The sequence below is a fragment of the Halorubrum xinjiangense genome, from assembly GCF_049604745.1.
Lineage (GTDB): Archaea > Halobacteriota > Halobacteria > Halobacteriales > Haloferacaceae > Halorubrum > Halorubrum xinjiangense_A.
On the sequence record NZ_CP187140.1, the window covers coordinates 39,497 to 62,682 of the forward strand.

A 23,186-nucleotide genomic window follows, 5' to 3' on the forward strand; every position below is an offset into this window, starting at 1 on the left:
TTAAATTCCCTGACCCATCAGGTGACTGCGAAGGATGTCCGGGGTCTTCAGCCCGGCGTCGCTGTTGAGCAGGACGACGGTCTCGTCGCCGTCGAAGAAGTCCTCCTCCGCGAGGGCCCACGCGCCGGCGGGGGCGGCGCCGCCCGCCGCGCCCATCTCGACGACCTCGTTCTGCGCCACGGCGACCGCGCTCGCGAGGATGTCGTCGTCGTCGACGCCGACCGCTGTCCCGCCGCTCTCGGTGACCGCCTCGATCGCCGCGGCGCCGCCGGCGGGGTCCGGGATCTCGAGTTCGCCGCAGATGGTGTCGGGCGTTCCCCACGGTTCGGGCTCGTCGAGGCCGCGCTCGACCGCGGCCGCGATCGGGGCGCAGCCCGACGCCTGCGCGGCGACGACCTTCGGAGTTCCGTCGATCGCGCCGACGCGGTCGAGCTCTGAGAACCCCTTATAAACGCCGGCGACGACCTCGCCGGAGCCGGTCGGGACGACGACGACGTCCGGGGCGTCGCCGAGGTCGGCGACGAGCTCGAACGCGACCGTCTTCGCGCCCTCGTGGCGGTACGGCGTGGCGAACTCGCCGAGGTCGGTGTAGTCGGTCTCCAGCTGCTCGTCCACCGCCGCGGCCGCGTCCGGGAAGCGCCCGCCGACCACGCGCATCTCGCCGCCGTGGACGTTCGTCATCGACTTGTTCGAGAAGGCGCACCGCGAGGGGACGAACGCGTACGAGCGCAGGTCCGCGCGGCCCGCGTACGCCGCCATCGACTGGCCGGCGTTGCCCGGGCTCGCGCAGACGAGCGGCTCCACGTCCGCGCCATCGGCCGCGCGCTTCGAAACTTCGGTCACGGCGAGCGAGAGGCCGCGGTCGAGGACGGTCCCCGTGGGGTTCCGCCCCTCGTCTTTGACGTACACCGCGTCGACGTCGAGTTCGTCGGCGAGTCTGTCGGTCGCGACCAGCGGCGTACCCCCCTCGCCCGCGGTGAGCGCGTCCGCGGCCGGGAAGGGCAGCAGGGCATCGAACCGCCAGTGCCCCCTCGCAGTCGCGGGCGCAGCCCGAGCGTCACCGCTCCCGCCGCGAGCCGCGGGGTCGAAGAGGTCGTCCGGGTCGACCGCGTCGTAGTCGTAGACGGGGTCGAGGCCGCGCGCCCGCTCCTCGTCGTCGATCGACGCCGCGTCGGCGGTTTCGTGAACGCGTCCCGACGCCCGACTTTTTAACCCGCGAAACGCCGGCGTGGTCTCGAAATCATCCATATCGAACGTTGCGGCGGCGGCGACTAATCGCTTCTCACTCGGAGGTGGACCGCGATCCAAACCAGACTCCAGACGTTGCGGTGGCGCGTGCCGACGAGCGCCCGGCAGGGCGCGAGTCGCACGCGCGAGGGAGTCGGCCGACCGGAGGGAGGCCGACGAGGCTGGGGAGGTGTGAGGTGCGGGGCTGTGCGTTGCGGGGCGGGACTCAAAGGGGCAGCCGGGAGGCGGGCGCAGGCGACGAAAGGACCACAGGGAGCGAGCAGGGCGAGCGACCGAGGACCGCAGCGAGCGTGCGCCCGCCTCCCGGCTGGGGCTTTGGGAGTGGTCACCGCGGAGTCGTCGACCATTTATAAATGAGCGGCCGAGACTTTGGAATCGCTCACCGTCGCTCCGGTGTCGATCGCTTATAACCCTATACCCCGACAGTCAACGTATGAACGGAGACGCCACGGTCGTCGGCGGCGGACTGGCGGGGCTGGTCGCGGCAACGCGGCTGGCCGAGGCGGGCGCGGACGTGACGCTGTACGAACGACGGCCCGAAGTCGGGGGGCGCGTGCGGACGGAGACGGTCGACGGCTTCACCCTCGACCGCGGTTTCCAGGTCCTCTTCTCCAGCTACCCCGCAGTCGCACGCGAACTGGGCGCCGACGGGCTCGACGACCTCGACCTCCGAACGTTCGCACCCGGGGCGACGATCTGCCGGCCGGGCTCGCGCTCGACCCTCGGCGACCCCCTTCGCGACCCGCGCGCCGCGCTCCCCTCGATGTTGAACGACGAGGTCTCCCTCTCCGACAAGCTCCGGACGCTGGCGCTCCGGTACGACCTCGAAAATCGCGATGAGGACGACTTCTTCACCGGCCCGGACGCGTCGATCCGCGAGTACCTCCGCGACTGGGGGTTCGCGGACGACTACGTGACGAACTTCGTCGAGCCGTTCTACGGCGGGATCACCCTCGACCGGACCCTCTCCACCTCGAAGCACGTCTTCGAGTACACGTTCCGCGCGATGGGCCGCGGCTCCATCGGCGTCCCCGCCGACGGGATGGCCGCGCTCCCCGCCGCGCTCGCCGACCGCGCCCGCGAGGCCGGCGTCGAGATACGGACCGGCGAGGACGTGGAGTCGGTCCGGATCGCCGGACAGGGCCGGATCCCCTTCCGTACCGGCAACGCCGACGCCGACGGCGCCACCGTCGAACTCTCGGACGGTTCGACCCGCGAGACGGACGCGGTCGTTGTCGCGACCTCGCCGCCCGAGGCACGGCGGCTCACCGACGTTGAGTCGGTGCCCACGGAGGGCGTCCCGAACACCACCGGCTGGTACGCGCTCCCCGCGGGTGAGTCGTTCGAGACCGGCAAGCGCATTCTGCTCAACGCCGCGAACGAGTCCCCGAACGCCGTGGTCCCGATGTCGGAGGTCGCGCCCGAGTACGCGCCCGACGACCGCGCGCTGCTCGCGGCGACGTTCCTCGGCGAGGACGCGCTCGACCGCGACGCCGAGGACCTCCGCGAGGACGTCCGCGACGCGCTCGCGGCGTGGTTCCCCGAGCGCGACTTCGATGGACTGGAGACCCTCGACGTCCACCGGATCCGCTTCGCGCAGTTCGCGCAACCGCCGGGCGTTCACGCCGACCTCCCCGACCCAGACGACCCGGAGGGGCCGGTCGTCCTCGCCGGCGACTACACGGAGTGGTCGTCGATTCAGGGAGCGCTGGAGAGCGGGCGGAAGGCGGCCGACGCGGCGGCGGAGCACCTGTAACCGAACGGGCCGCACCGCGCCGGTCACGTCTCACGGCAGCGCGCCGGACCGCCGTCCCCGGACGAGCCCGTACCCGACGAGCGCGGCGAGGACGGCCACTCCTACCGTTATCTCCCTCGCGTACCGGAACCCGATTCCGAACAGGAGGAGTGCGTTCGTCGTCAGCAGGAGGAGGATCGCGTCGAGGCGGGTCCGGAGGGCGGCGTCGTTCATGCGGGCACACCTATGGCCGGACCCATAGGCGTGCTGGTCCTCGGACCGCGGGCGGCACCGCCTCGCGATCGACCGCTACTCCTCGCGCAGAAACGCGTCCTCGCCGTGCTCCTCGACGGCCGCAAGTAGTTCGTCGCGCTGGCGACGGATCTCGGGTGGGAGTTCGGCGTACGCGTGGTCGAACATGTCGCTCGGCTCGGCCTCGATCGACTCCGCGACGTCGATCGCGTCGGCGACGACGTCGTCGGCCTCCTCGTGAACCGCCGCGACGCCCTCGTCGTCGATCCGGCCGGTCTCGCGGAGAAACGCCTCCATCCGGTCGAGCGGGTCGAGCGCGCGCCACGGGTCCACGTCGTCGGGGTCGCGGTAGGCGGTCGGGTCGTCGGCGGTTGTGTGCGCGCCGAACCGGTACTCGACGAACTCGATGAGGACGGGGCGGGGGTCGTCCCCATCGGAACCGTCGCCGTCAGACTCCTCCGCACCCCGCGCGCGCTCAGCCGCCTCCCGCGTGACCGCGTAGCTCGCGAGCGGGTCCATGCCGTCGACGCGGACGCCCTCGAAGCCGTAGGCGGCCGCCTTCTGGGCGAAGGTGTCGCTCGCGGTCTGGCGCGACTCCGGGATCGAGATGGCCCAGCCGTTGTTGTGACAGCAGAACAACGTCGGCGTGTCGAACACCCCGGCGAAGTTCATCGCCTCGTGGAAGTCGCCCTCGCTGGTCGCGCCGCCGCCGAAGTGCGCGGCGACGACGCGGTCTTCCTCCTGATAGTCGAACGCCCACGCGGCCCCCACCGCGTGCGGGAGGTGCGCCGCGATCCCGATGTTGAGGGGAAAGACGTTGCCGTCGGCGATCGCCTCGGTCCCGGACTCGTGGCCCATCCAGTAGGGGAGGTACTCGCCGAGCAGGTCGCGGACGACGACCGCCCCGTGCTCGCGGTACTGGTAGCTGATCAGGTCGTCGTCCGCGAGCGCGTGCGTCGACCCGACCGCCGATCCCTCCTGGCCCGCGCAGGGCGCGTACGTGCCGATCCGCCCCTGTCGCTGGAGGCTCACCGCGCGCTCGTCGAACCGGCGCGTGACCACCAGGTCGCGGTAGATCGCGCGGAACTGCTCGTCCGAGAGATCTGGGACCGTCGCGTCCGGCAGGGGACTGCCGTCCGGCCCGAGCACGCGGTAGAGGTCCTCGTCGGCGAGGGGGTCGGTCGCGTCTTCGGGGTCGGATGCGCCGGCGCCGGCGCCGTTCTCGTCCATGGAGGATCGGTGTGGCCCGCGGTCACAAGGAGTTAGCGGTCGCGTCGGCGGCGGACCGCGCTCGGCTTCGGCGCCGGAGGTAGGTGATCGGGACCCCGATCAGCGTCCCGGCGGCCGTCACGGCCCCGAGTACGAAGCCGACGAGGAGGCGCGTGGGGCCGGCGGCGAGCATCTCGACGCTCCAGACGAGTGTGAACCACGCGGTCCAGACGAGACCCGTTCCGAGCGCCGTGACCGCCCCGTACGCGACGCCCGCTCGGTACGTGTACGCTCCGCGACGCTCGACGAGCAGCCACCAGACTGCGCCGCCGACGAGGAGCGCCGGCGCCGCGAGGAGGGGCACCGGGAACGACTCGGGGAGTCCGATCACCTGAGCGAAGACGCTTAGGACGGTCGACAGCAGGCCGGCCGTGACCGCGCCGCAGCCGACGGCGTAGAAGCCAGCGTAAAGCGACCAGCGCCGCGAAGGAGCGGGCCCGGACGCGGATGAGACGGAGGTGTCCATGTTCGGAGGTCGTGAACGTGCGGTAAATTCTTTCTCGTGGGTGAAGCGCTGATTTGATCCTCGCTCGCGACGCGTCCGCTTCGCCGGGGTCGTCCCGGTCTGCGTGAGCGTCGAGAGCGCTCGGGCGGCCCGGGAGAGCCCGTTCCGCTCACTCGACCGCGACCGCCAGCTCGAACGGGTACGATCCGTGTTCGCCCGGGGTCTGCTCCGGGACGCCCCAGGAGACGTGGAACAGGCCGCGGCTCGCGTACGTCCCCGCGGGCAGGTCCGACGGGACCGCGTACGTCGCGGCCATCTCGTCGCCGGCGTCGAGCGACTCCAGCGCCTCGCCGTCGGGGCGGCTCGGCTGCGGCCCCTCGACGCCCTCGGTCTCGACGATCTCCAGCGAGCGCCGCTCGCCCTCGTGGAAGGTCCAGAGGGCGCTCGGCAGCGCGCCCCGGCTCGAGAACGTGTACGGCCCCTCGACGTCGCCGTCGGCGTTCCCGGGTTCGGGCGCCACGGTGAGCGTGAACTCGCGGGACGCGTCCTCGCTCGCCGCGACCGAGACCGACACCGGGAGGCGGTCGTACCGGGACTCGCCGACGAGAATGCTGTACACGGTCCCGTCGATCCGGTAGTAAACCGGCTCGTCGCGCCCGGCGGCGAACGCCTCGTAGGCGTCCGGCACGTCGTCGGCGTAGAGCTGGGTGCGGTCGTCGCCCGGCAGCGCGGGCGCCCGGTGTTCCGACGCCAGCGCGCGCTCGAAGAAGGTGACCAGTTCCGCGTCGAGTGCCGACTCGTCGATCACCGAGCGGTCCCACATGTCGCCGTCGGTCAGCTCCTGTGCCGTAATCGCGTACGGCGGGTCCTCGTGCTCGACGGTCACTTCGATTCGAGAGACGCCCAGCACGTCCTCCAGGTAGTCGTACTCCTCGAGGAACGCGGCGACCGACTCCGGTCGCACGCACCGTCGGTACTCTCCGCGGGCCACGTTCGTCCCGTACGCCGTCAGCGCGTGTACGAACGTCTCGACCGCCTCGGACCGGAGGTCGTCGCCCTGTCCCGCCTCGCGGAGGACGCGGTCCTCGTCGTACTCGTCGGCCTCCTCGTCCGCGAGCTCCGCGGTGAACGTCGGGAGCGTCGGGTCGAACGCGTAGCGCGTCCCGTCGATCTCGACGTACGGCTTCAGCTTTCCTTTGTCCCACACGCGGAACTCGTCGACCGCGGCCAGCAGCGCGTCGCTCGGGTCGTCGGTCTCGAACCCGCCGTCGAGCGCGGCGGCGAGCGGGTCGCGCAGCGCGTCCGGGACCTCCGACTCGGGGACGACGTGCTCCGGGTCGATCCCGCGGCTCGGCGACGGTTCGTAGGCGGTGACGACGTGGGGGACCGTCCGGAGTTCGACGTCGAGCGACGGGGTCGTCCCGCCGTCGTTCGACCTTTCGCCGTCGCCGTCTTCCGACCCGTCGTCGGTTCCGTTCGTCGCCGGGTCCGTGTCGGTCTCACCGACGCACCCGGAGAGCGCGACGACGGATCCGCCGGCGACGGACCCGCCGACCGCCGTGAGGAGGGCTCTGCGGTCCATACCGCGGAAATTTGAAACGAATGATAAAAATCTTCTGCGGGCCGCGGCGCGGGCCGTCCGCCGGAGCCCGTTTAGGGCGTGATGACCGCGCGCCCGTCGATCTCGCCGTGTTCGAGCTTCTCGGCGACCGTGTTCACGTCGTCGAGTTCGTACCGGCTGGTGTGGAGGTCGACGTCGCCCTGCTCGACGAGCGCGACAAGCTCCTGTAGCTCGGCGTACCGGCCGACGATGTTACCCACGAAAGAGAACTCGCCGTTGACCAGCGACTGCGACGGCTCGTGGACGTGGCCGCCGTAGCCGATGATGTGGTGGTCGCCGCCGCCGGCGGTGATGTCCGGCGCGTAGCTCGTCGTCACGTCCGCGCCGACGAAGTCGAGCACCTGCGCCGCGCCCGTCCCGTCCGTAATCGCCTCGATCTCGGCGGGGACGTCCGCCTCGCTCGGATTGACCAGGTGGTCGGCGCCGTAGCCGTCGGCCAGGTTCAGCGCCGACTCCTTGAGGTCGACGGCGGTGATCTGGGCCGCGCTCATCGCGTTCAGGCACTGGAGCCCGATGTGGCCGAGCCCGCCGACGCCGATGACGACGGCGTGGTCGCCGGGGTTCAGCTCGCCGACCGCCTTCTTTGCCGCGTGGTACGCGGTGATGCCGGCGTCCGCGTGCGGCGCGATGTCGATCGGTTCGACCCCGCTCGGCAGCGGGATGACCGCCCGCTCGCTGGTGTGGAGGTACTCGGCGAAGCCGCCGTCGTGGGTGAGCCCGTTGAACGCGCTGTTCTCGCAGTGCATCGTCTCGCCGAGCCGGCAGGGACGACAGGTCCCGCAGGTCTGAACCGGGTGGCAGATCACCGGATCGCCGGCCGAGACGATCTCGACGTCCTCGCCCGTCTCGACGACCGTCCCCGCGTTCTCGTGGCCCAGCGTCAGCGGGAGCTCTTGGGGGACGTACTCCGTCCACATCCCCTCGATGATGTGGTTGTCCGTCTGGCACCATCCCGCGCCCTCGACCTCGACGATCACGTCGTCCGAACCGCTCACCGCCGGGCGGTCTACCTCGTCGATCGTGAGCCCCTCTGTCATGTCGTCGGTGTACTCGTGAAGTCTGGCTGCTTCCATGTGTTATACTGTCTCGCATACATCCACATAAACATTCGTTACGAATGTGCGCGTCCGGGCAACCAGTGTACGCATCAGGACCTCTCGGCTTACCATTGGTAATAATATTGAACGATCCTTATAGTTATGTGTGACCAACTCCCACACCAACTTGTATGTACGAGATGGACGGCGAGGAGATCTTCGTCATTGACGGCCACGTTCACATGTGGGACGCGCGGGAGGAGAACATCATCCACGAGGGGGGCGAGCAGTTCATCCAGTGCTTCTACGACTACCACACGGGATTCACCCCGGAGGAGAAGCAGTGGGACATCGACACCTACCGGCACTATGGCGCCGACAAGATGACCGAGGACCTGTTCGGGAACGCGGCCGCCGATATGGCGATCTTCCAGCCGACGTACCTCGACGACTTCTACGACGAGGGGTTCAACACGACCGAACAGAACGCCGAGCTCGCCGAGGAGTATCCGGAGCGCTTCGTGCTCAACGGGAGTTTCGACCCGCGCGACGGCGAGGAGGGGTTACGCTACCTCGAACACCTGAAAGAGGAGTACGACATCCCCGGCGTGAAGCTGTACACCGCCGAGTGGCGCGGCGACTCGAAGGGGTGGCGGCTCGACAGCGACGAGGCCTTCGAGTTCTTAGAGAAGTGCGCCGACCTCGGAATTGAGAACATCAACGCCCACAAGGGGCCGACGATCCGCCCGCTCAACCGCGACGCGTTCGACGTGAAGGACATCGACGACGCCGCATCGTCGTTCCCTGAGCTCAACTTCATCGTCAACCACGTCGGGCTCCCTCGGCTCGATGACTTCTGTTGGATCGCGGCCCAAGAGCCGAACGTGTACGGCGGGCTCGCGGTCGCCTCCGCGATGACGACGAACCGCCCGCGGAAGTTCGGTGAGATCATGGGCGAGCTGCTCTACTGGCTCGGCGAGGACCGGGTCCTGTTCGGCTCCGACTACGCGCTGTGGAACCCCGACTGGCTCGTCGATCAGGTAATGAACGCGGAGCTCACCGACGAGCAGAAAGACGAGTACGGCGTCGAGCTCGACGTCGAGACGATGAAGAAGGTCATGGGCGAGAACGTCGCGGAGCTGTACGACATCGACATCGAGGAGAAGAAGCGCCAGTTCCGCGACGACGACATCACCGAGCGATTCGACCTCGGCGCCCACTACGGCGGCGACGCAGGGGCCGCCGCGGACTGATGTCGGGGAGCAGCGCGGACCCGACGAGCGACCCCGGTGACGACCCCGCGGGCGACCGGACGAGCGAACCCGCCGACCCGGCGGGCGACCCGAAGCGGATCTCGGCGGTCAGGGACCGACTCGACCGCGTCGAGGATCCGGAGCTCGCCCGCTCGATCGTCGAACTCGACTACATCGACGCGATCGAGATCGACGGCGGACGCGTCGAGGTCAGGTTCACGCTCCCGACCGCGTGGTGTTCGCCCGCCTTCGCGTGGATGATGGCGACCGACGCCCGCGACGAGATCGAGAGGCTCGACTGGGTGGACAAAGCGCGGATCGAGCTGTGCGACCATATGCACGGCGACGAGATCACGACCGGCGTCAACGCCCGCGACACCTTCGGGGAGACGTTCCCGGACGCGGACGGCGGCGTGGCGGAGGTGCGCGCGGCCATCGCCGACAAAGCCCGCGTCTCGACGCAGCGCGAGGCGGTCAACGCATTGCTCGACGCCGGTATCGACCCCGGACAGGTCGTCGCGCTCGACCGCTCAGACGTCGAGGTCACAGGCGACGAGGCCCACGTCGACCTCGGCGGGCTCTCGGTCGTCGTCGACGCCGAACCGGTCGCCGACTACCTCGACCGCGTGGAGACGAGCGGCCACGTGACGGGGCCCGACGACACGCTGTTCCTGACGCCGGAGGGCGACCCGATCCCGGCCGAGCGGCTCGACGTGGTCCAGAAGCGCTCCCGGCTCGCGAGCGTGAACATGGGCGGACAAGGCGCCGTCTGCGACGCGCTTCACCGCGCGCGCCACGGGCCCGACGGCCCGGACGGCTCCGGGGCGTCGTACGTCGACCAGTCGGGCGACGGTCCCTCGGCGTACGACGGCGACGTCGAGGAGTTCACCTCGACGTGGACGCTCAGCAGCGACGACTGATTCGCGGTCGGCCCGCTCGTCGCCCGCTGTCGCGTCCCGATCCTTCCGTTTCGTTCCTCGTCACCCGTCGAACCCTCCTCTCCGTCCCGTTCTCCCTTCTCAGCGGATCGGTCCGAGTCCCCCGAGCCCGCCGCCACTGGACTCGCCGTCCTCCTCGGGTTCGCCGTGGCCCTCCTTCGCTAAGCCGTGCCGACCGCTCGCCGCCCACTCGTCGCGGTCCCAGCCGCACTCGGGGCACTCGCCGTCGCCCCAGTCGAACGGCTCGCCGCAGCCGAGGCAGGCGTTCTCCGTGTTCATAGCTCACAGTACGCAGGGAAGAACAAAAGCGTTCACAACAGCTCGCGGAACTCGCCGAGCGGCGGGAAGCGGAGCGGCTCCCCGCCCTCACTGCCGCCGTCGGCGCCGTCGGGGGGCACGTCGACCACGACCGGTGCCAGTCGGTCCGCGTCGGTGACGAGCGGCGAGTCGAACGCCGCCGTGCCCATGCCGTTGACGGCCACGCCCGAGGCGAGCCGGGTGAACGCGGGCAACACGAGGAGGTCGGCGCCGCGGTAGGTCCCCTCGCCGCGGAGGACGCAGGGGCGGCGGTCGCCCTCGATCTCGATCGTCGGGTGGACGTGGCCGATCACGTACCGGTCCGCCGCCGTCGACGGCGCCTCGTGGCCGTGACAGACGACGGTTCGGTGTGCGTCGCCGACGTCGGCTCCGCGGTCCCCGGACCTACCGAGGACCAACTCCTCGCGAATCGCGCCGTCCCACGCGTCCGCGAGCGCGGCGTCGTGGTTGCCCGCGACGAGTTCGAGGGCGGCGCCGTGCGCCTCGCAGCGGTCGCGGAGCGCGTCCAGCGCCTCGCGAGCCCTGTCGCTGACGTGGTCGAAGGTGTGGACGACGTCGCCGGCGACGACGACCGTCGCCGGATCGAACCGGTCGAGGAGCCGGCCGAGCCGGTCGACGAGGTCCGCGCGCTCGCCGAGGGGGAGCGACACGGCGGAGGCCTCGCCGCGGCCGACGTGGAGGTCGGCGACGACGAGCGCGTCGGCGTCCGAGAGGTACACCGCGCGCTCCGCGAAGGCGACGTCGGAGAAGGGGGTCGCGGTCCCGATTTCGTCTCCGGCCCCGGCCTCAACGTCCCGCCCGGTCACCGCCCGTACCCGGTCGAGCGCTCGCGGCGGCGGTCCGCGTCCCGGTCGGCCGGCCCGCCGTCGACGTGGTTGCGGGCGGTCGCGTACGCTTCGCGGACGCGCCGGAACGACTCCTCGTCGCCGCCCTGGTCCGGGTGGGTTTCCTTGACGCGCTCGCGGTAGGCGCCTTTCACCGCGTCGATGTCGGCGTCGCGGTCGAGGCCGAGCTCGTCGAAGGCGTCGCCGACGGGGTCGGCGCGGCCGGCGGGGCCGCCCGGCCGTGAGCGGCCGGTCGAGCGGCCGGTGGCGGACCGGTCGGTTCCGAAGCGGCCGCCGCCGAAGCGTCGGGAGCGGCCGGCGTCCGAACCGGATTCGTCGGTCGCCCAGTCGGGCTCGTCGACGTCGAATGGGAGCCGACGGCCGAGCCCGCGGCCCGGCATCTCGTGCTCACAGAGGACGGTGTAGACGCCCTCGCCCTCCAGGCGAAAGTAGTCGTGCGCGTCGAAGGTGATGGCGACGCCGCGCTCGGGGAGGTAGAAGGGGACCGACACGTCGTCGAACGCGTGGTCCTCCGCGAAGCGCTCACCGGCCGCGGTCAGGTAGGTCCGGATCTCGCGGCGGCGGCGCTCGTCGCCGGCGGCGCCGCGGCGGCCAGCCGACGCGGCCGGAGCCGGCACGAACCGGTCCCCGAGGTAGAAGGCGAGCGCGACCACCCCGGTGGCGGCGATCCCGAGGCCGACCCCCCAGAGGACCCACCGCGGCACTAGGCTCGTGAGCTCGGCGAACACACCCGCCGTAACGGCTCCGCGGTAATCAACCTCCCGCCGGCGCGTCGGCTACGGGGTCACGGGGGCAGAGCATCGACAGAAACGTTCCGTGTCGGTCGGCCGGCTCAGATCATTCCCTTCGCTTCGAGCCCGTCGAGGATGTCGTCGACCAGCTCCTCGGCGGTGTCGTAGGGGAACTCCTGTTCGCTGCCGAGCTTCGCTGCCATCTCCATCGCGGTGAAGCTCACGTCGCCGGCCTCGAACTTCGTCGCCGGGCCGTCCGGCAGCGCGGGGACGAGGTCCATCTGGTTCTCGACGGGGAAGTCTGCGCCGCCGAACGCCTCTAAGAACTGTTCGCGGAGTTCCGCTTTCACGTCGCTCATACACACTTCATCCCGCGAGCCCCGCAAAAGGGTTGCGGAACAACAGTAAACTTATTTAGGGTTGTCAGATTGCGTGACGGTCGATACGGACACGACGTCGCCGGGAGCGTGCGGCGCGGGCGGGACGGCGACGGGAGCGCGCGTCGCGGGCGGAACGGCGACGGGAGCGCGCGTCGCGGGCGGAACGGCGACGAGAGCGCGCGTCGCGGGCGGAACGGCGACGAGAGCGCGCGTCGCGGGTTGAGGCGGCGGGCGGTCGTCACTCGCCGGGCTCGACCGCCAATCGAAGCGTGAGGTCCGCACCGTCGGCCAGCGCGGCGACGAGGTCGCGGTCGAGGTCGGCGGCCGCACCGTCGCCGTCGACGAATATCGTGCGCTCGTCGTCCGTGTAGTCGCTCGTCCGGCCGACCATCGAGCGGTCGTCGAGCAGCGCGAGGTCCGGGTCGCCGCGGCCGGTGATCGTCTCCTCGAACGTCCCGTCGCCGGCGTCGACGACGAGCGTCGCCTCGATCGTCGCGTCCGCGTCCCGACACGCCTCGCGGAACTCGGCCGAGAAGTCCCGGGGTGTCCGGTCCGCCTCGACGCCGACGATACAGTCGCCGGCGGGGGTGAGCCAGTCGTCGGTCGTGAGCTCGACGGTGCTCGCGTGTTCGGCGCTGACGTGCTCGTGGCCGATCGCGCTGACGACCTCGACGTGGGGGTCGTCGGCGCCGGTCCGCTGGGCGTCTGCGTCCTCGTCGCTCATTGTCGTCGGTCGGCCGCGACGCGACAAGTGGCCGTCGCTTCGGCGCCGAGGAGGAGTTCGCGGACAGCGGTCCCCGCCGTCAGACGTCCGCGCCCTCGGCGAGCGCGGGGACGAGGCGCGCGGGGTTCTTCGCCAGCACGCGGGCCATCAGGTCCTCGGAGACGTCGAGGGTGAGCACTTCCATCACGCCGACGTTGGGGTGGACGTCGGGCGCCCCGGAGCCGAAGAGGACGCGGTCGGGGTGTTCGAGGACGCCGCGTTCGAGCACTTCGCGGTACCGCACCGCACTCGTGTCGACGTACACGCGGTCGTGATCGTCCAGCAGGTCCAGCGTCCGGTTCATCAGTTCAGCGTCGAGCGGGTAGCCCCCGAAGCTCCCCAGCACGACCGGGAGGTCGTAGCCGAGCAGCTCCGCCTCGACCGCCTCGGGCGGGAACTCCCGGCCCGCGTGGACGAAGAGGGGGAGGTCGGCGTCCGCCAGCCGGGTCAGCACGTCCTCGTTCGGGAGCCCGTCGACGTGGGGTGCCAGCGTGAACCCGTGGAAGCGGTCGTCGTAGGAGTACTGCTCGACGTCGTCCGGGCGGGTGTGGTGGTCGTCGCGCTCGGCGCGGAGGTTCCGGACGACCGAGACGGGTCCGGTGCCCGGGTCGCGAGGGCCGTTGAGGCGGGCGAACGCGACGAACGGGCGGTCGATGGAGAGGCGGGCGACCGCGTTGTTCGCGCGGAGGTAGCTCCGCCCGGCGGCGCGCTGGCCGGGGCTCGCGACCGCGCGGACGATGCCCGCCTGGAGCATCTCGCGTTCCAGCCGCTCCGGCGAGATGTCTCGCCCGTGGGTGGCGACCGACGACTGGTCGGGGTCGAGGGTCGCGCGGGTGTCGACGATCCGGAAGTCGTGTTCGAGGCCGAGCATGGCCGCTCTCTACAGGCCCGTCTCGGGCGACCCGCATGTGCCTGTCGGTCGCACGACGGGACGTGGGCGGTACGGACGGCAGCGTTGACCGGAGTCAGTCACGGCCCCGCCGTCGAGACGATCTTCACCACGTCCCCCTCCGTCAGCTCGTGGTCCTCGCCGATCCGGCGCGAGGCCCGCGCGTCGACCGCGTGGAGGTACCCCTCGCCGATGTCGGAGTGGACCGCGTACGCGAGGTCCGGCGGGGTCGCCCCCGACCGCAGCAGGAATGCGTCCGGGAGGACGTTGCCAGTCCCGTCCGTCCACTTGCCGGCGTCCTGAACCGGGTAGGCCGTGATCCGGTCGAGCAGGTCGTAGACGGCGGCGTTCAGGGCCGTCTGAACGCCCGTCCCGTCGTGGGCCGCCATCGACTCGCGGAGCGCGTCGAGGCCGGCGCGCTGGTCGTCGGAGACGTCGCCGACGATCTCGAACGACTCGTCGCCCGGGTCGTAGTCGACGACGCCAGCCTCCGCGGCGCGGCGTAAGGCGAGTTCGCCGTCCGCCGTGGCCGGGATCACGGGCTTGTCGGTCCCCTCGCGGATCCGCTCGACCGCGCCGTCGGGCGCCGCGTCGACCTTGTTCGCGACGACGACGATGGGCTTGGTGCGGCTTCGGACCGCCCGCGCGAGCGCCTCGCGGTCGTCGTCGGTCCAGGCCTTCGGATCGTCGGGGTACTCCAGCCCCCGGAGGACCGCGGTCACGTCGTGTTCGGTCGCGCCGAACCCGGTGAGCATGTCCGAGAGCGCGGCTTCGAGGTCGAAGTCCGGCGCCCGGGACTTCCGCTCGACGCTCTCCCAGTTGCGGTCGACGATGCCCGCGAGCCACAGGTCCATCTCCTCCTCGATGAAGTCCACGTCGTCGAGGGGGTCGTGGCTCCCGATCTCGACCGGCTCCCCTTCGGCGTTCGTGGCGCCCGAGGCGTCGACGACGTTCAGGACGACGTCGGCGTTCGTCAGCTCGTCGAGGAACTGGTTGCCGAGGCCCTTCCCCTCGTGCGCCCCCGGCACGAGCCCCGCGACGTCGAGGAGCTCGATCGGGACGTAGCGTTTCCCGTCGTGGCAGTTCTCGTTGCCGCAGCGCTCCTCGCGGTCGAGACACGGGCAGCGCGTCCGGACGTGGGTCACCCCGCGGTTGGCGTCGATGGTCGTGAACGGGTAGTTCGCGACGTCGACGTCGGCCATCGTGGCGGCGGTGTAGAAGGTGGACTTGCCGGCGTTCGGCTTGCCCGCGAGCGCGACCGTGAGCATACCCGACGGTCGCGGCCCCGCGAAAAGCGCCTTTCGGTCGGCCGCGGGGACATGAGGGATTCGAGACACAGAACGATAACCAGTCGTCTAGCTGTTTGTGTTCTTGAAAATATAAAAAATAATAGGGTATGTCCCATGTCGTCAGTACACGGGACTAATGAATCGCTCAGTACAGAGGTAGCGATGAGCGATAGCGGGAGTACGTCGCTCAGTGTGCTGTCGTAGTTGTTTATAAGGAGAATAGCAGTGTTGCTGTCGGCTGTTTATAAGTGACCGACGCTACCGCGGTGAGGACCTCCAAAGCCCCAGTCGCGACGGCTCGCGCGCCTTGCTGTGCTTCTCGCTCGGTCGCTATCGCTCCCTCGCTGCGGTGCTTGCTGCGGCGTGCTTCGCCCTCGCGACTGCCCCTTTGAGTCCCGCCCCGCACCGCACGGCACCTCACACCTCCCCAGCCTCGTCGCTGGCGCCGTCGGCGCCAGCGACTCCCTCGCACCGTCGGTTCGCGGCCTGGCGGCCGCTCACCGGGGCGCGCCACCGCCCGCCTTTATAAGCCATCGCCGCCGTGGCTTATGGCTATTTAAATACCGAATTGCCGATGTCGATCTGCGATACCCATTCCCGCAACCGATCAGCAAGCACCCTTTAAGCACCGGACGTTTCAGTCGATGATCTGTCTGAAGACGAGGATTTCAACAGAGCCAGATCTTAACAAAGTCTGAAGTTCACGCTGTCGGTGAATAGTTATGACATCTTCTCAATAAAATCGGCTATGCCACGGTAATCGCGTACAGGACGACACAGAGGCTGATGACTGTCACGAGACCCCGTACGAGTAAGACGACGCCGTTCCCTGCTCCAACCATATCAGCGAGCATGACGGCCACGTATATCCCTACCGTCAGCAGGCCGATACCGACTGCAAGCGCCCGCATCTTCGCAGAGCCATTTCGTCGGTACCCTCGATAAGCTAGCGTAGCGACAAACAGTCCCACGACGGCAGTGACGCCGCGAGCCACCGACACCACACTGAGCAGTTCCATCACCAGCAAATTCTCTGCTATCACCGTATCCCACCTCCGCACACGATCCACAGGATCGTTCCCAACCCGAATAGCTCACAGCCACTGACGAGTATCGACCGGCCGACAGCCCCAATGTCGGTCGCCGTCGGTAACCCGACGCGAAGCAACTCGGGAATCGTAATCAGGAAGATGAGACCGACTGCGAGCCAAAGCATCCCGCGATGAGACGGTCCTCGACGATAACCACGAACCAGAACTACGGCGATCGTCAGCGACAGCGCTACTGAGAGCACGGAAAGGACGAGCACCCCGAGTGCGATGAGCGGGTCAGTCCCAGTCGCATCCAGCTGTAAGAGGAGCATCTCAGGACAACCCCTCGAACAGATCTGTGAACCGGTCGGCAGGGTCGGTTGTCGAGCGCGTCACTGCTACTTCGTAGCCTCCATCGGCGAACGTGACGGTGACAGTCTCGACTGTAGCGGCATATCGCTTGTAGTGATGGCCGTCGGGGTCCAGCTCCTGTTGTTCGGTCACGAGGTCCGCGTCCTGTAACCGGTTGAGACGCCGGTACGCCGTTGCATCGGACATCTCACAGGCCGTACAGAGTTCATCGACTGACATCGGTTCAATTGTGAGGTGAGCGAGGATCGCCCGGGCGTACTCGTCGTCGAGTACCGCCAAGACAGCATCCTCGTCCTCGTTCATATACGTGCCAGACACGGGTACAAGTAAAAAACCCGTCACAGCTTCTGGGTCGGAAGCCGTGCCTTTGGTCCTACTTGTACCCGTCCTCTTGCGTCGTGTATGTCGTTACGATCGACGATTGACCGCGTCATACCGACCGCCCTGAGTCAGAGGGCTTTCCGACTCCTCTGGCCGGTCTGGAATAATGAGCAACGTCGACTGCGTGCGCCACTTCGTGCGCTACTGCCGGCCCTGCTGACCTTCATTCTCCTGGGAATCCTTCAGACTGTGGTCCGAGCTAGGTTCGAGCACCCCGTCCGGGAAGTCGTTGAATTGACTGGCATTGGCGTCATTCTCATCGGTGCAATTCTCCTCAGTGCACGAGTCATTGACCGACACCCGGTGAGTGAATTCGGGCTCTCGCTCGACCGAGAGTGGTGGCACTCATTCGCTGTTGGTGGGCTCGTCGCCACCGCGATCAACGGTGGGGCACTCGTAGTGTCACTCAGTGCTGGATGGGCTACGTTCGTGGGCGTGATGCGCGGGTCCGGCGATCTACCGTTCATACCTGCGATGGTGGTCGTATTCGCGTATATCGCCCTCGCGGCTACGTGGGAAGAGTTCATCTTCCGTGGTGCGATGTTGAAGAACCTTGCCGAGGGATCGAACAGGTTTGTTCCCCAGTGGATAGCCGCTGGCCTCGCAGTAACTCTCAGCACGCTCGTGTTTGTGTTTCTACACGGCGGAAAAATAACGAATCCCAGCCACTACGGGTACTATCTGATCGCTGGACTAGTACTGAGTGGCGTATACGTGCTAACTGGCGAACTCGCGCTGAGCATCGGCTTTCACGTGTTCTATAATTTCACACAAAGTGCGATATTCGGACTGGGACATTCACAGCAGACGCCGGAACTCCTCGCTGTTGAAATTGTCGGCCCTCCACGCTGGATTGGAGAAGAGGGACTCGTCTTCGTCGGCTTCGCCATCCTCGGTGGCCTGGTACTGGTCGGATATATTCACAGGCGCGACGGGTCACTTGAACTCAATGACCGCGTAACCAGCTACACTGGGCGGTGACTCACGTTAATTTACCTATATGACAACAGCGTTCCCTTACCGTACTCCTATCGATCACACACCACGCGAACGAATCAATCTCCTCGTTGACGGCGAGGAGTCAAGTAAGGTACTCCAGACGGTCTCATCAGACACTGCACAGCAGATACTGGCGACGCTCGACGACGAACCAGCGACAACTTCAGACATCGCCGAGGCTATCGGTACGTCTACCCAGAACGCTAAGTATCACCTTGATCGCCTCTGCGAAGCTAACATCGTCGAAGCCGTCGATACGTGGTACTCCAGAAAAGGAACCGAGATGACGGTCTACGCACTCTCTGTGGAACAACTAGTTGTTCAGTTTGGAGACTCCATTCCAGAAACACAGCGGTGAGTCACACTGCTTCCGAGGGCAGAAGTCTACGATTTCAGTCATGGGGAACTGGGTGAGAAATCCACTTCAGCAACGCCGAAACAGAAGCCGCTAGTGAGTAGCCGAGATCGTTCGCTTTCCTAGGGAGTCAGTTTATTCACGACTAAAGTCGGGAGGCTCTGCCCTCGGAATCAATGTGAACTATGCATCATTCGACAATGATGGCACCACGGTGTCCGAGAGCATGGTGGGGTTTACAGCCGTATCTGAAGACGCCAGCTTCAGAGAACGTTTCTTCGAAGTGGACGCCAGACTCGACGTGGAGCGACTCACTACCGAAGTCACCGTCTCTGAATTCGATATTATGTGCGCCGCCTTCCCCGGTCCACGACCATCGAATCGTCGTCCCGGTTGAGACTTTCACTGCGTGGGGGTCGAACGCCAAGTGACCGCCATTACCTTTCGCTCCGGTGGTGATCTCGACAAGGTCAGTGTCTGTTCGATCCGTAATGGTCCCGTCGTATTCGTTTGTTCCAGCGAGCCACTCGTCAACGGTCGGATACTCGCTCGACGGCGCAGTGTCGACCACGACGACACCTTGCATCCCCGCATCGGCATACGGTTCGCTGACGTATCTGTATGTTCCTTTCGCGTCGAAGGTGTGCTCAAATGTTTCCCCAGCCTTCGAAAGCGGCTGTCCACTGTCGAAGGCCCCATCGGTCGCTACAACATTGTACTCAGCGTCGTCCGAGACCCACTCCCACGTCACCGTGGTCTCTGGCGTCACCCTGATCGCGGGCGGGGAGAACGAGTTTGTGTTCGACATGCCGAGGTACACCGTCGGCGGGTCGTCATACCGGAGATCGCGGATCTGGTGCGTCTGTGGATCATTCGCGGTTGCGAGCCAGGTGTCAAGCGAGTCTTCCCCATCGCTATCGTCTGCTGTGGAGGTCGTACTCGTTCCGTGCGTCTGAAGTACGCCAAAACCGGTCAGCGAACCGATTCCAACAGCTGTACTCGCGGCAAGGAACGTGCGGCGATTGTTGGAGGGCATTGCGCGTTATCGTCAGTGTGAGAACACAGACAAGCTTGTGGGTAGTCTCAGTCTGTTAGAATCAGACCGTTTAGGTTCTGTTCCGGGAAGATTGACGTCCTCCTCCGCCTGAAGTGGCCTGTATCGCAGTGAAGGAGCGCGTCGCCGGCGGACACATCGCAACGGTACGCCGAGCGTAGGTCCGCGGTAGGTTAGGATCACCAGAAGTCACAGACTCCTGGTTAGCAGCTGGAACTCCTTGAGTTCTGGAGCGCCCTCAACGAGCGACCCCGTCAGGGCGAGTAAAGTAGGGTGGGGTATTGAGTTGAGTTCGGATGGGTACAAAACGTCTTTACGTCTATCAGCGTTTCGCTTGTTTTATTAGAACGATTTAGACATATTTGACTCGTATGGCCCTCCAACTCAGCCATGCGGTTAGCGACGGTATTCGACGGACAGTTTCTCGAACTGGTGGAATCTTATTTTTGGGATTCCTCGCTATCCAGTTCGGGCTTCAAATAAGCGCCAACAGTGCCGTATTGGGATTTCTCCCGCCAGAGGCTGCCGAACAATTTAGTCGGAACGCTGGGCTCGCGCTTCCGGTTTCCGGGAGTGCCGGGGTTGCTCTATTCGTTGTACTCCTGATATTGAGCTCGACATACTTCGTCATTCTCTCGCGAACGTTCGCTCAACCGCAGAGCGAGATGTCCCAATTTCCTGCGACGTCGACGCGACGGCTCGGTCGGACCACGATCTTCGCGCTTGTTGGCGGACTGATCGTCTCTGTCTCGGTCATGCTCGGGACGGTTCTCTTGGTTCTCCCCGGGCTGTTCCTGGCGGCCTCGTTCCTGTTTTTCATCTTTGCTGTCTCTGTCGAAGATCGCGGGATCATCAGCAGTCTCAAGCGGAGTTGGGCTCTGGCTCGCGGGTCTCGGCTCAAGCTCGGTGTCCTCGTTGTTGTGACTGCGCTTTTCGGCGGGGTCATCGGTGCGATCTCGCCGTTGTTGACGCTCGCTGATCTAGCGGTCGCTGCCGATATCGTAACGGTCGTTCTCACAGCGGTGTTCTTCGTGCCGTACTACGCCATCATCGCATCAGCGTACCTCCAGTTGCGAGACGGACGGGACGCTCCGAACCGATCGACGCAGAGCCCGGGCGACGCGTCAAAAATCCCGGAACTCTAATCGACCACAAGCGCGGAATCAACTCACTGGGGGCGGTCACGACCGCCCGCTCGCCTCGAGCAGCTCACAGATTCATTTCCGCGCGACGATCCGAAGCACGTCCTCGTCGGCCAGCTCGTGGCCCTTCCCGACCTGTTGGTCGTCGTGTTTCGCGCTCTCGCCCGACACGCGCGCAAATTTAAACCGCTCGTCGAACTCGCCGCCGAGCTTCGAACAAGCGTCGCCGACCGTGTCGCCCTCGAAGAGGATGAGGGGCTCCTCGTAGTCGACACCGCGGCCCGGCTTGTCCATATAAATCCGAATCACGCCCAGCTCCTCCCAGAGGCGCTCCTTGAGCCCGTCGAGGCCGAGCTCCTTCTCGGCCGAGATGAAGAGCACGTCGTCGGGGTCCAGGTCGCGCTCGCGAAGCTCCTCTTTCACGGTCGGCAGGTAGCTCTTGTCGATCAGGTCCGCCTTGTTGACGGTGACCATCGAGGGGAGGTACTCGCGATTGTCCATCACGGCGTCGACGAGCTCGTCGATGGTGAGGTCGTGGGGGATCGTCACCTTCGCGTTGACGTAGCCGTACTCGCGGAGGACCTGCTTTATCGTCTCCTCGTCTAAGCTCACGTCGTCGCTCATCGTCACGCCGAGCCCGTCCTTGTGCGTCTTCCGGATGTTGATGTTCGGCGGCTCGGTGTCGAGGCGGATGTTGGTCGCGTACAGCTCCTCGCGCAGGCGGTCGTACTGCTCGATCTCGAAGACGGAGAGCATGAACACGACCAGATCCGCGGTCCGGACGACCGAGAGCACCTCCTTCCCGCCGCCGCGGCCGCCCGCGGCGCCCTCGATCAGCCCCGGCACGTCGAGGATCTGGATGTTCGCGCCGCGGTACTGCAGCATCCCCGGATTAACGTCCAACGTCGTGAACTCGTAGGAGCCGACCTCGCTGTCGGCGTTGGTGAGGGCGTTGATGAGGGTGGATTTGCCGACGCTCGGGAACCCGACTAAGGCGACCGTGGCGTCGCCGTGCTTCTCGACCGCGTAGCCGTGGCCGCCGCCGGCGGAGGACTGGTTCTCCAGCTTCTCCTTCTTCTCCGCGAGCTTCGCCTTCAGACGCCCGATGTGAGCCTCGGTGGACTTGTTGTAGGGCGTCTCGGCGATCTCCTCGCGGAGGTCCTCGATCTCCTCCTCCAGTCCCATTACCCGTTTCTCGGCCGGTCGGCTCGTTAAAGGTGTTCCTTCGAACCGCCCGCCCGGCGCCGTGGACTGAATCGCTCGACTCCGCTCCGCGAACCGGCGGATCGTCGCCGTAGGAGTGGTTGGAACGCCGATACTTCGACACGGTTATATCGGCGCCGAATAATCCCAACCCACGCCGAATGCCAGACCCGTCGAGCCTCCGTGACAGCACGCAGATCGTCCTCCCGCGCCGCGCGCTCGACGGTCACCGAGAGTGCCTCGAAGACCGGTTCACCGTCACCGTCGTCGAGACGGCCGAACAGTACCGGATCATCGGCAGCCCGGTCGAGATCAAGGCCGCGAGCGACTACCTCACCCGCAACGGCGTCGCCGTCGCGTAGCCGTTCTCTTCACCCCCGTCCACCGACTCCCTTCTCCAGTCCGCCCGTTCGGAGGGTTAAAGTCGCCGCTCGCCGAGGCCACGTGACGATGCTCTCTCGTCGGGCGCTGCTCGCTGCGGGCGTCGCGGGTCTCGGCGGGACCGCCGGCTGCGCCGCCGCTCCGTCCGGCCTCGACGCGGGCGACCCCGCCGCGGACGGGGCCGACGCGAACGGCGACGACACGGAGGACGGCAACGCGGACGATGGATCCCTCGGCGACGCGCGGATCGGCTTCGTCGGCGACCTGATGCTCGGACGCAGCGTCGCCGACCGCTGGGCCGAGCGCGACGATCCCGAGGGCGTCTGGGGAACGACGCTCCCGCGGCTCCGCGAGCTCGACGCGCTCGTCGCCAACCTCGAATGCTGCGTCTCCGACCGCGGCGAGCGCTGGCCGGACAAGGCCTACTACTTCCGGTCGCCGCCCTCGTTCGCGATTCCCGCGCTGGAGGCGGCGGGCGCCTCGTTCGTCTCGCTCGCCAACAATCACATCCTCGACTATCGGGAGCCCGCCCTCCGCGACACCCGGACGCACCTCGCGGACGCCGGGATCGCCCTCGCCGGTGCCGGCACGAATGCCGACGAGGCGCTCGAACCCGCGACGTTCGAGGCCGGCGACCTCACCGTCGCCGCGTTCGGGCTCACCGACCAGTCGACGGCGTTCGCAGCGACCGACGACGATCCGGGCACCGCGTTCGCGCGCCTCGACCCCGCCGTCCGCGAGACCCGCACCCTCGTCGGCGACCTCCTCGACCACGTCGCCGACCTCGATCCGGACCTCGTCGTCGCCTCGCTCCACTGGGGCGCGAACTGGGAGACCGAACCGCGCGCGGTCCACGAGCGGTTCGGGCGCTGGCTCGTCGAGCAGGGCGTCGACGTCGTCCACGGCCACAGCGCGCACGTCCTCCAGGGCGTCGAGGTGTACGAGGGCCGGCCGATCATCTACGACGCGGGCGACTTCGTGGACGACTACGTCGACTACGTCGACCGCGAGGGCGTTCACAACAAGCGCAGCGCGCTGTTCGAACTCGTCGTCCGCGACGGCGACCCCGCCGCCCTCGACGTCCTCCCGACCGAGATCGTCGACGAGACCGCAAGAGTGGCCGACGGTGACGTCACCGAGTGGGTGCGCCACACCCTCATCGAGCGCTCCGCGGCGTTCGGCACCGACGTCGAAGGCGTCGACGGCGAGCGCGACGGGGGTCGCCTGCGGATCCCGCTGGGCGGCGAATAGCTCT

At 67.3% G+C, this 23,186-nt stretch carries 26 protein-coding genes; 8 read left to right on the top strand and 18 right to left on the bottom strand.

The window, feature by feature from the left end; translation table 11 throughout:
- A complete protein-coding gene (locus ACOZ35_RS01070) occupies positions 1-1,248 on the bottom strand; it encodes a pyridoxal-phosphate dependent enzyme (protein WP_424014651.1) in 1,248 nt (415 codons plus the stop codon).
- A gap of 433 nt (positions 1,249-1,681) precedes the next feature.
- On the opposite strand from ACOZ35_RS01070, the gene ACOZ35_RS01075 reads away from it, so the two are divergent.
- Positions 1,682-3,004 (top strand): NAD(P)/FAD-dependent oxidoreductase, encoded by a 1,323-nt coding sequence (locus tag ACOZ35_RS01075; RefSeq protein WP_424014652.1) that lies wholly within the window; start codon positions 1,682-1,684, stop codon positions 3,002-3,004.
- A 30-nt stretch (positions 3,005-3,034) separates the two neighbouring features.
- Here the strand turns inward: ACOZ35_RS01075 and ACOZ35_RS01080 are convergent, their stop codons facing one another.
- The 5 genes from ACOZ35_RS01080 to ACOZ35_RS01100 form a co-directional block, all read right to left on the bottom strand.
- The gene (locus ACOZ35_RS01080) at positions 3,035-3,217 is read right to left on the bottom strand and encodes a hypothetical protein (protein ID WP_424014653.1); all 183 of its coding nucleotides are present in this window, start codon (positions 3,215-3,217) and stop codon (positions 3,035-3,037) included.
- A 75-nt stretch (positions 3,218-3,292) separates the two neighbouring features.
- Positions 3,293-4,465 carry a thiamine pyrophosphate-dependent dehydrogenase E1 component subunit alpha gene (locus ACOZ35_RS01085; RefSeq protein WP_424014654.1) on the bottom strand — a complete coding sequence of 391 codons (1,173 nt, stop codon included), beginning with the start codon at positions 4,463-4,465 and terminating at the stop codon, positions 3,293-3,295.
- A gap of 22 nt (positions 4,466-4,487) precedes the next feature.
- On the bottom strand, positions 4,488-4,970 hold the full coding sequence (locus tag ACOZ35_RS01090) for a hypothetical protein (protein ID WP_424014655.1): 483 nt from the start codon (positions 4,968-4,970) through the stop codon (positions 4,488-4,490).
- Positions 4,971-5,118: 148 nt separating this feature from the next.
- Positions 5,119-6,531, bottom strand: a complete 1,413-nt coding sequence (locus ACOZ35_RS01095) for a hypothetical protein (protein ID WP_424014656.1) — start codon at positions 6,529-6,531, stop codon at positions 5,119-5,121.
- Positions 6,532-6,602: 71 nt separating this feature from the next.
- Positions 6,603-7,643 carry an NAD(P)-dependent alcohol dehydrogenase gene (locus ACOZ35_RS01100; protein ID WP_424014657.1) on the bottom strand — a complete coding sequence of 347 codons (1,041 nt, stop codon included), beginning with the start codon at positions 7,641-7,643 and terminating at the stop codon, positions 6,603-6,605.
- Positions 7,644-7,798: 155 nt separating this feature from the next.
- Between ACOZ35_RS01100 and ACOZ35_RS01105 the strand changes: the two genes are divergently transcribed.
- A complete protein-coding gene (locus ACOZ35_RS01105; RefSeq protein ID WP_424014658.1) occupies positions 7,799-8,860 on the top strand; it encodes an amidohydrolase family protein in 1,062 nt (353 codons plus the stop codon).
- Positions 8,860-9,780 (top strand): metal-sulfur cluster assembly factor, encoded by a 921-nt coding sequence (locus tag ACOZ35_RS01110; RefSeq protein ID WP_424014659.1) that lies wholly within the window; start codon positions 8,860-8,862, stop codon positions 9,778-9,780. Before ACOZ35_RS01105 ends, ACOZ35_RS01110 begins: the two co-directional genes overlap by 1 nt.
- Before the next feature lie 99 nt (positions 9,781-9,879).
- Here ACOZ35_RS01110 and ACOZ35_RS01115 read toward each other — a convergent pair whose 3' ends face one another.
- From ACOZ35_RS01115 to ACOZ35_RS01160, 10 genes are all read right to left on the bottom strand, one after another.
- Positions 9,880-10,077: a hypothetical protein gene (locus tag ACOZ35_RS01115; RefSeq protein ID WP_424014660.1), complete on the bottom strand. Its 198-nt coding sequence runs from the start codon at positions 10,075-10,077 to the stop codon at positions 9,880-9,882.
- Positions 10,078-10,109: 32 nt separating this feature from the next.
- Positions 10,110-10,922 (bottom strand): metallophosphoesterase, encoded by an 813-nt coding sequence (locus tag ACOZ35_RS01120; RefSeq protein WP_424014661.1) that lies wholly within the window; start codon positions 10,920-10,922, stop codon positions 10,110-10,112.
- Complete coding sequence (locus ACOZ35_RS01125) at positions 10,919-11,689, bottom strand: J domain-containing protein (protein ID WP_424014662.1); 771 nt, start codon at positions 11,687-11,689, stop codon at positions 10,919-10,921. The genes ACOZ35_RS01120 and ACOZ35_RS01125 overlap by 4 nt, the downstream gene beginning before the upstream one ends.
- A gap of 104 nt (positions 11,690-11,793) precedes the next feature.
- Positions 11,794-12,051 carry an MTH865 family protein gene (locus ACOZ35_RS01130; RefSeq protein ID WP_004598292.1) on the bottom strand — a complete coding sequence of 86 codons (258 nt, stop codon included), beginning with the start codon at positions 12,049-12,051 and terminating at the stop codon, positions 11,794-11,796.
- Between the two features lie 259 nt (positions 12,052-12,310).
- On the bottom strand, positions 12,311-12,796 hold the full coding sequence (locus ACOZ35_RS01135) for a DUF371 domain-containing protein (RefSeq protein WP_424014663.1): 486 nt from the start codon (positions 12,794-12,796) through the stop codon (positions 12,311-12,313).
- A 79-nt stretch (positions 12,797-12,875) separates the two neighbouring features.
- Positions 12,876-13,706, bottom strand: coding sequence for an amidohydrolase family protein (locus ACOZ35_RS01140; protein ID WP_424014664.1), 831 nt, complete (start codon positions 13,704-13,706; stop codon positions 12,876-12,878).
- A gap of 98 nt (positions 13,707-13,804) precedes the next feature.
- Entirely contained in the window at positions 13,805-14,992 is a 1,188-nt protein-coding gene (locus ACOZ35_RS01145; protein WP_424014665.1) for a redox-regulated ATPase YchF, read from the bottom strand.
- 767 nt (positions 14,993-15,759) lie between these two features.
- Positions 15,760-16,032, bottom strand: coding sequence for a DUF7521 family protein (locus tag ACOZ35_RS01150; RefSeq protein WP_424016092.1), 273 nt, complete (start codon positions 16,030-16,032; stop codon positions 15,760-15,762).
- Positions 16,033-16,052: 20 nt separating this feature from the next.
- Positions 16,053-16,376 (bottom strand): hypothetical protein, encoded by a 324-nt coding sequence (locus ACOZ35_RS01155; RefSeq protein ID WP_424014666.1) that lies wholly within the window; start codon positions 16,374-16,376, stop codon positions 16,053-16,055.
- Position 16,377: 1 nt separating this feature from the next.
- A complete protein-coding gene (locus ACOZ35_RS01160; RefSeq protein ID WP_424014667.1) occupies positions 16,378-16,719 on the bottom strand; it encodes a helix-turn-helix domain-containing protein in 342 nt (113 codons plus the stop codon).
- Between the two features lie 99 nt (positions 16,720-16,818).
- Between ACOZ35_RS01160 and ACOZ35_RS01165 the strand changes: the two genes are divergently transcribed.
- Positions 16,819-17,778, top strand: a complete 960-nt coding sequence (locus ACOZ35_RS01165; RefSeq protein ID WP_424014668.1) for a lysostaphin resistance A-like protein — start codon at positions 16,819-16,821, stop codon at positions 17,776-17,778.
- Between the two features lie 19 nt (positions 17,779-17,797).
- The gene (locus ACOZ35_RS01170) at positions 17,798-18,154 is read left to right on the top strand and encodes an ArsR/SmtB family transcription factor (RefSeq protein ID WP_424014669.1); all 357 of its coding nucleotides are present in this window, start codon (positions 17,798-17,800) and stop codon (positions 18,152-18,154) included.
- A gap of 187 nt (positions 18,155-18,341) precedes the next feature.
- Here the strand turns inward: ACOZ35_RS01170 and ACOZ35_RS01175 are convergent, their stop codons facing one another.
- Positions 18,342-19,187: a halocyanin domain-containing protein gene (locus ACOZ35_RS01175; protein WP_424014670.1), complete on the bottom strand. Its 846-nt coding sequence runs from the start codon at positions 19,185-19,187 to the stop codon at positions 18,342-18,344.
- A gap of 389 nt (positions 19,188-19,576) precedes the next feature.
- On the opposite strand from ACOZ35_RS01175, the gene ACOZ35_RS01180 reads away from it, so the two are divergent.
- A complete protein-coding gene (locus ACOZ35_RS01180) occupies positions 19,577-20,350 on the top strand; it encodes a hypothetical protein (RefSeq protein ID WP_424014671.1) in 774 nt (257 codons plus the stop codon).
- Positions 20,351-20,422: 72 nt separating this feature from the next.
- Here ACOZ35_RS01180 and ACOZ35_RS01185 read toward each other — a convergent pair whose 3' ends face one another.
- Entirely contained in the window at positions 20,423-21,532 is a 1,110-nt protein-coding gene (locus tag ACOZ35_RS01185) for an OBG GTPase family GTP-binding protein (RefSeq protein WP_424014672.1), read from the bottom strand.
- Positions 21,533-21,711: 179 nt separating this feature from the next.
- Here ACOZ35_RS01185 and ACOZ35_RS01190 point away from each other — a divergent pair, with 179 nt between their 5' ends.
- Both ACOZ35_RS01190 and ACOZ35_RS01195 read left to right on the top strand, forming a co-directional pair.
- Positions 21,712-21,912, top strand: coding sequence for a hypothetical protein (locus ACOZ35_RS01190; protein ID WP_006113132.1), 201 nt, complete (start codon positions 21,712-21,714; stop codon positions 21,910-21,912).
- Between the two features lie 88 nt (positions 21,913-22,000).
- A complete protein-coding gene (locus ACOZ35_RS01195) occupies positions 22,001-23,182 on the top strand; it encodes a CapA family protein (protein ID WP_424014673.1) in 1,182 nt (393 codons plus the stop codon).
- Positions 23,183-23,186: the final 4 nt, after the last annotated feature.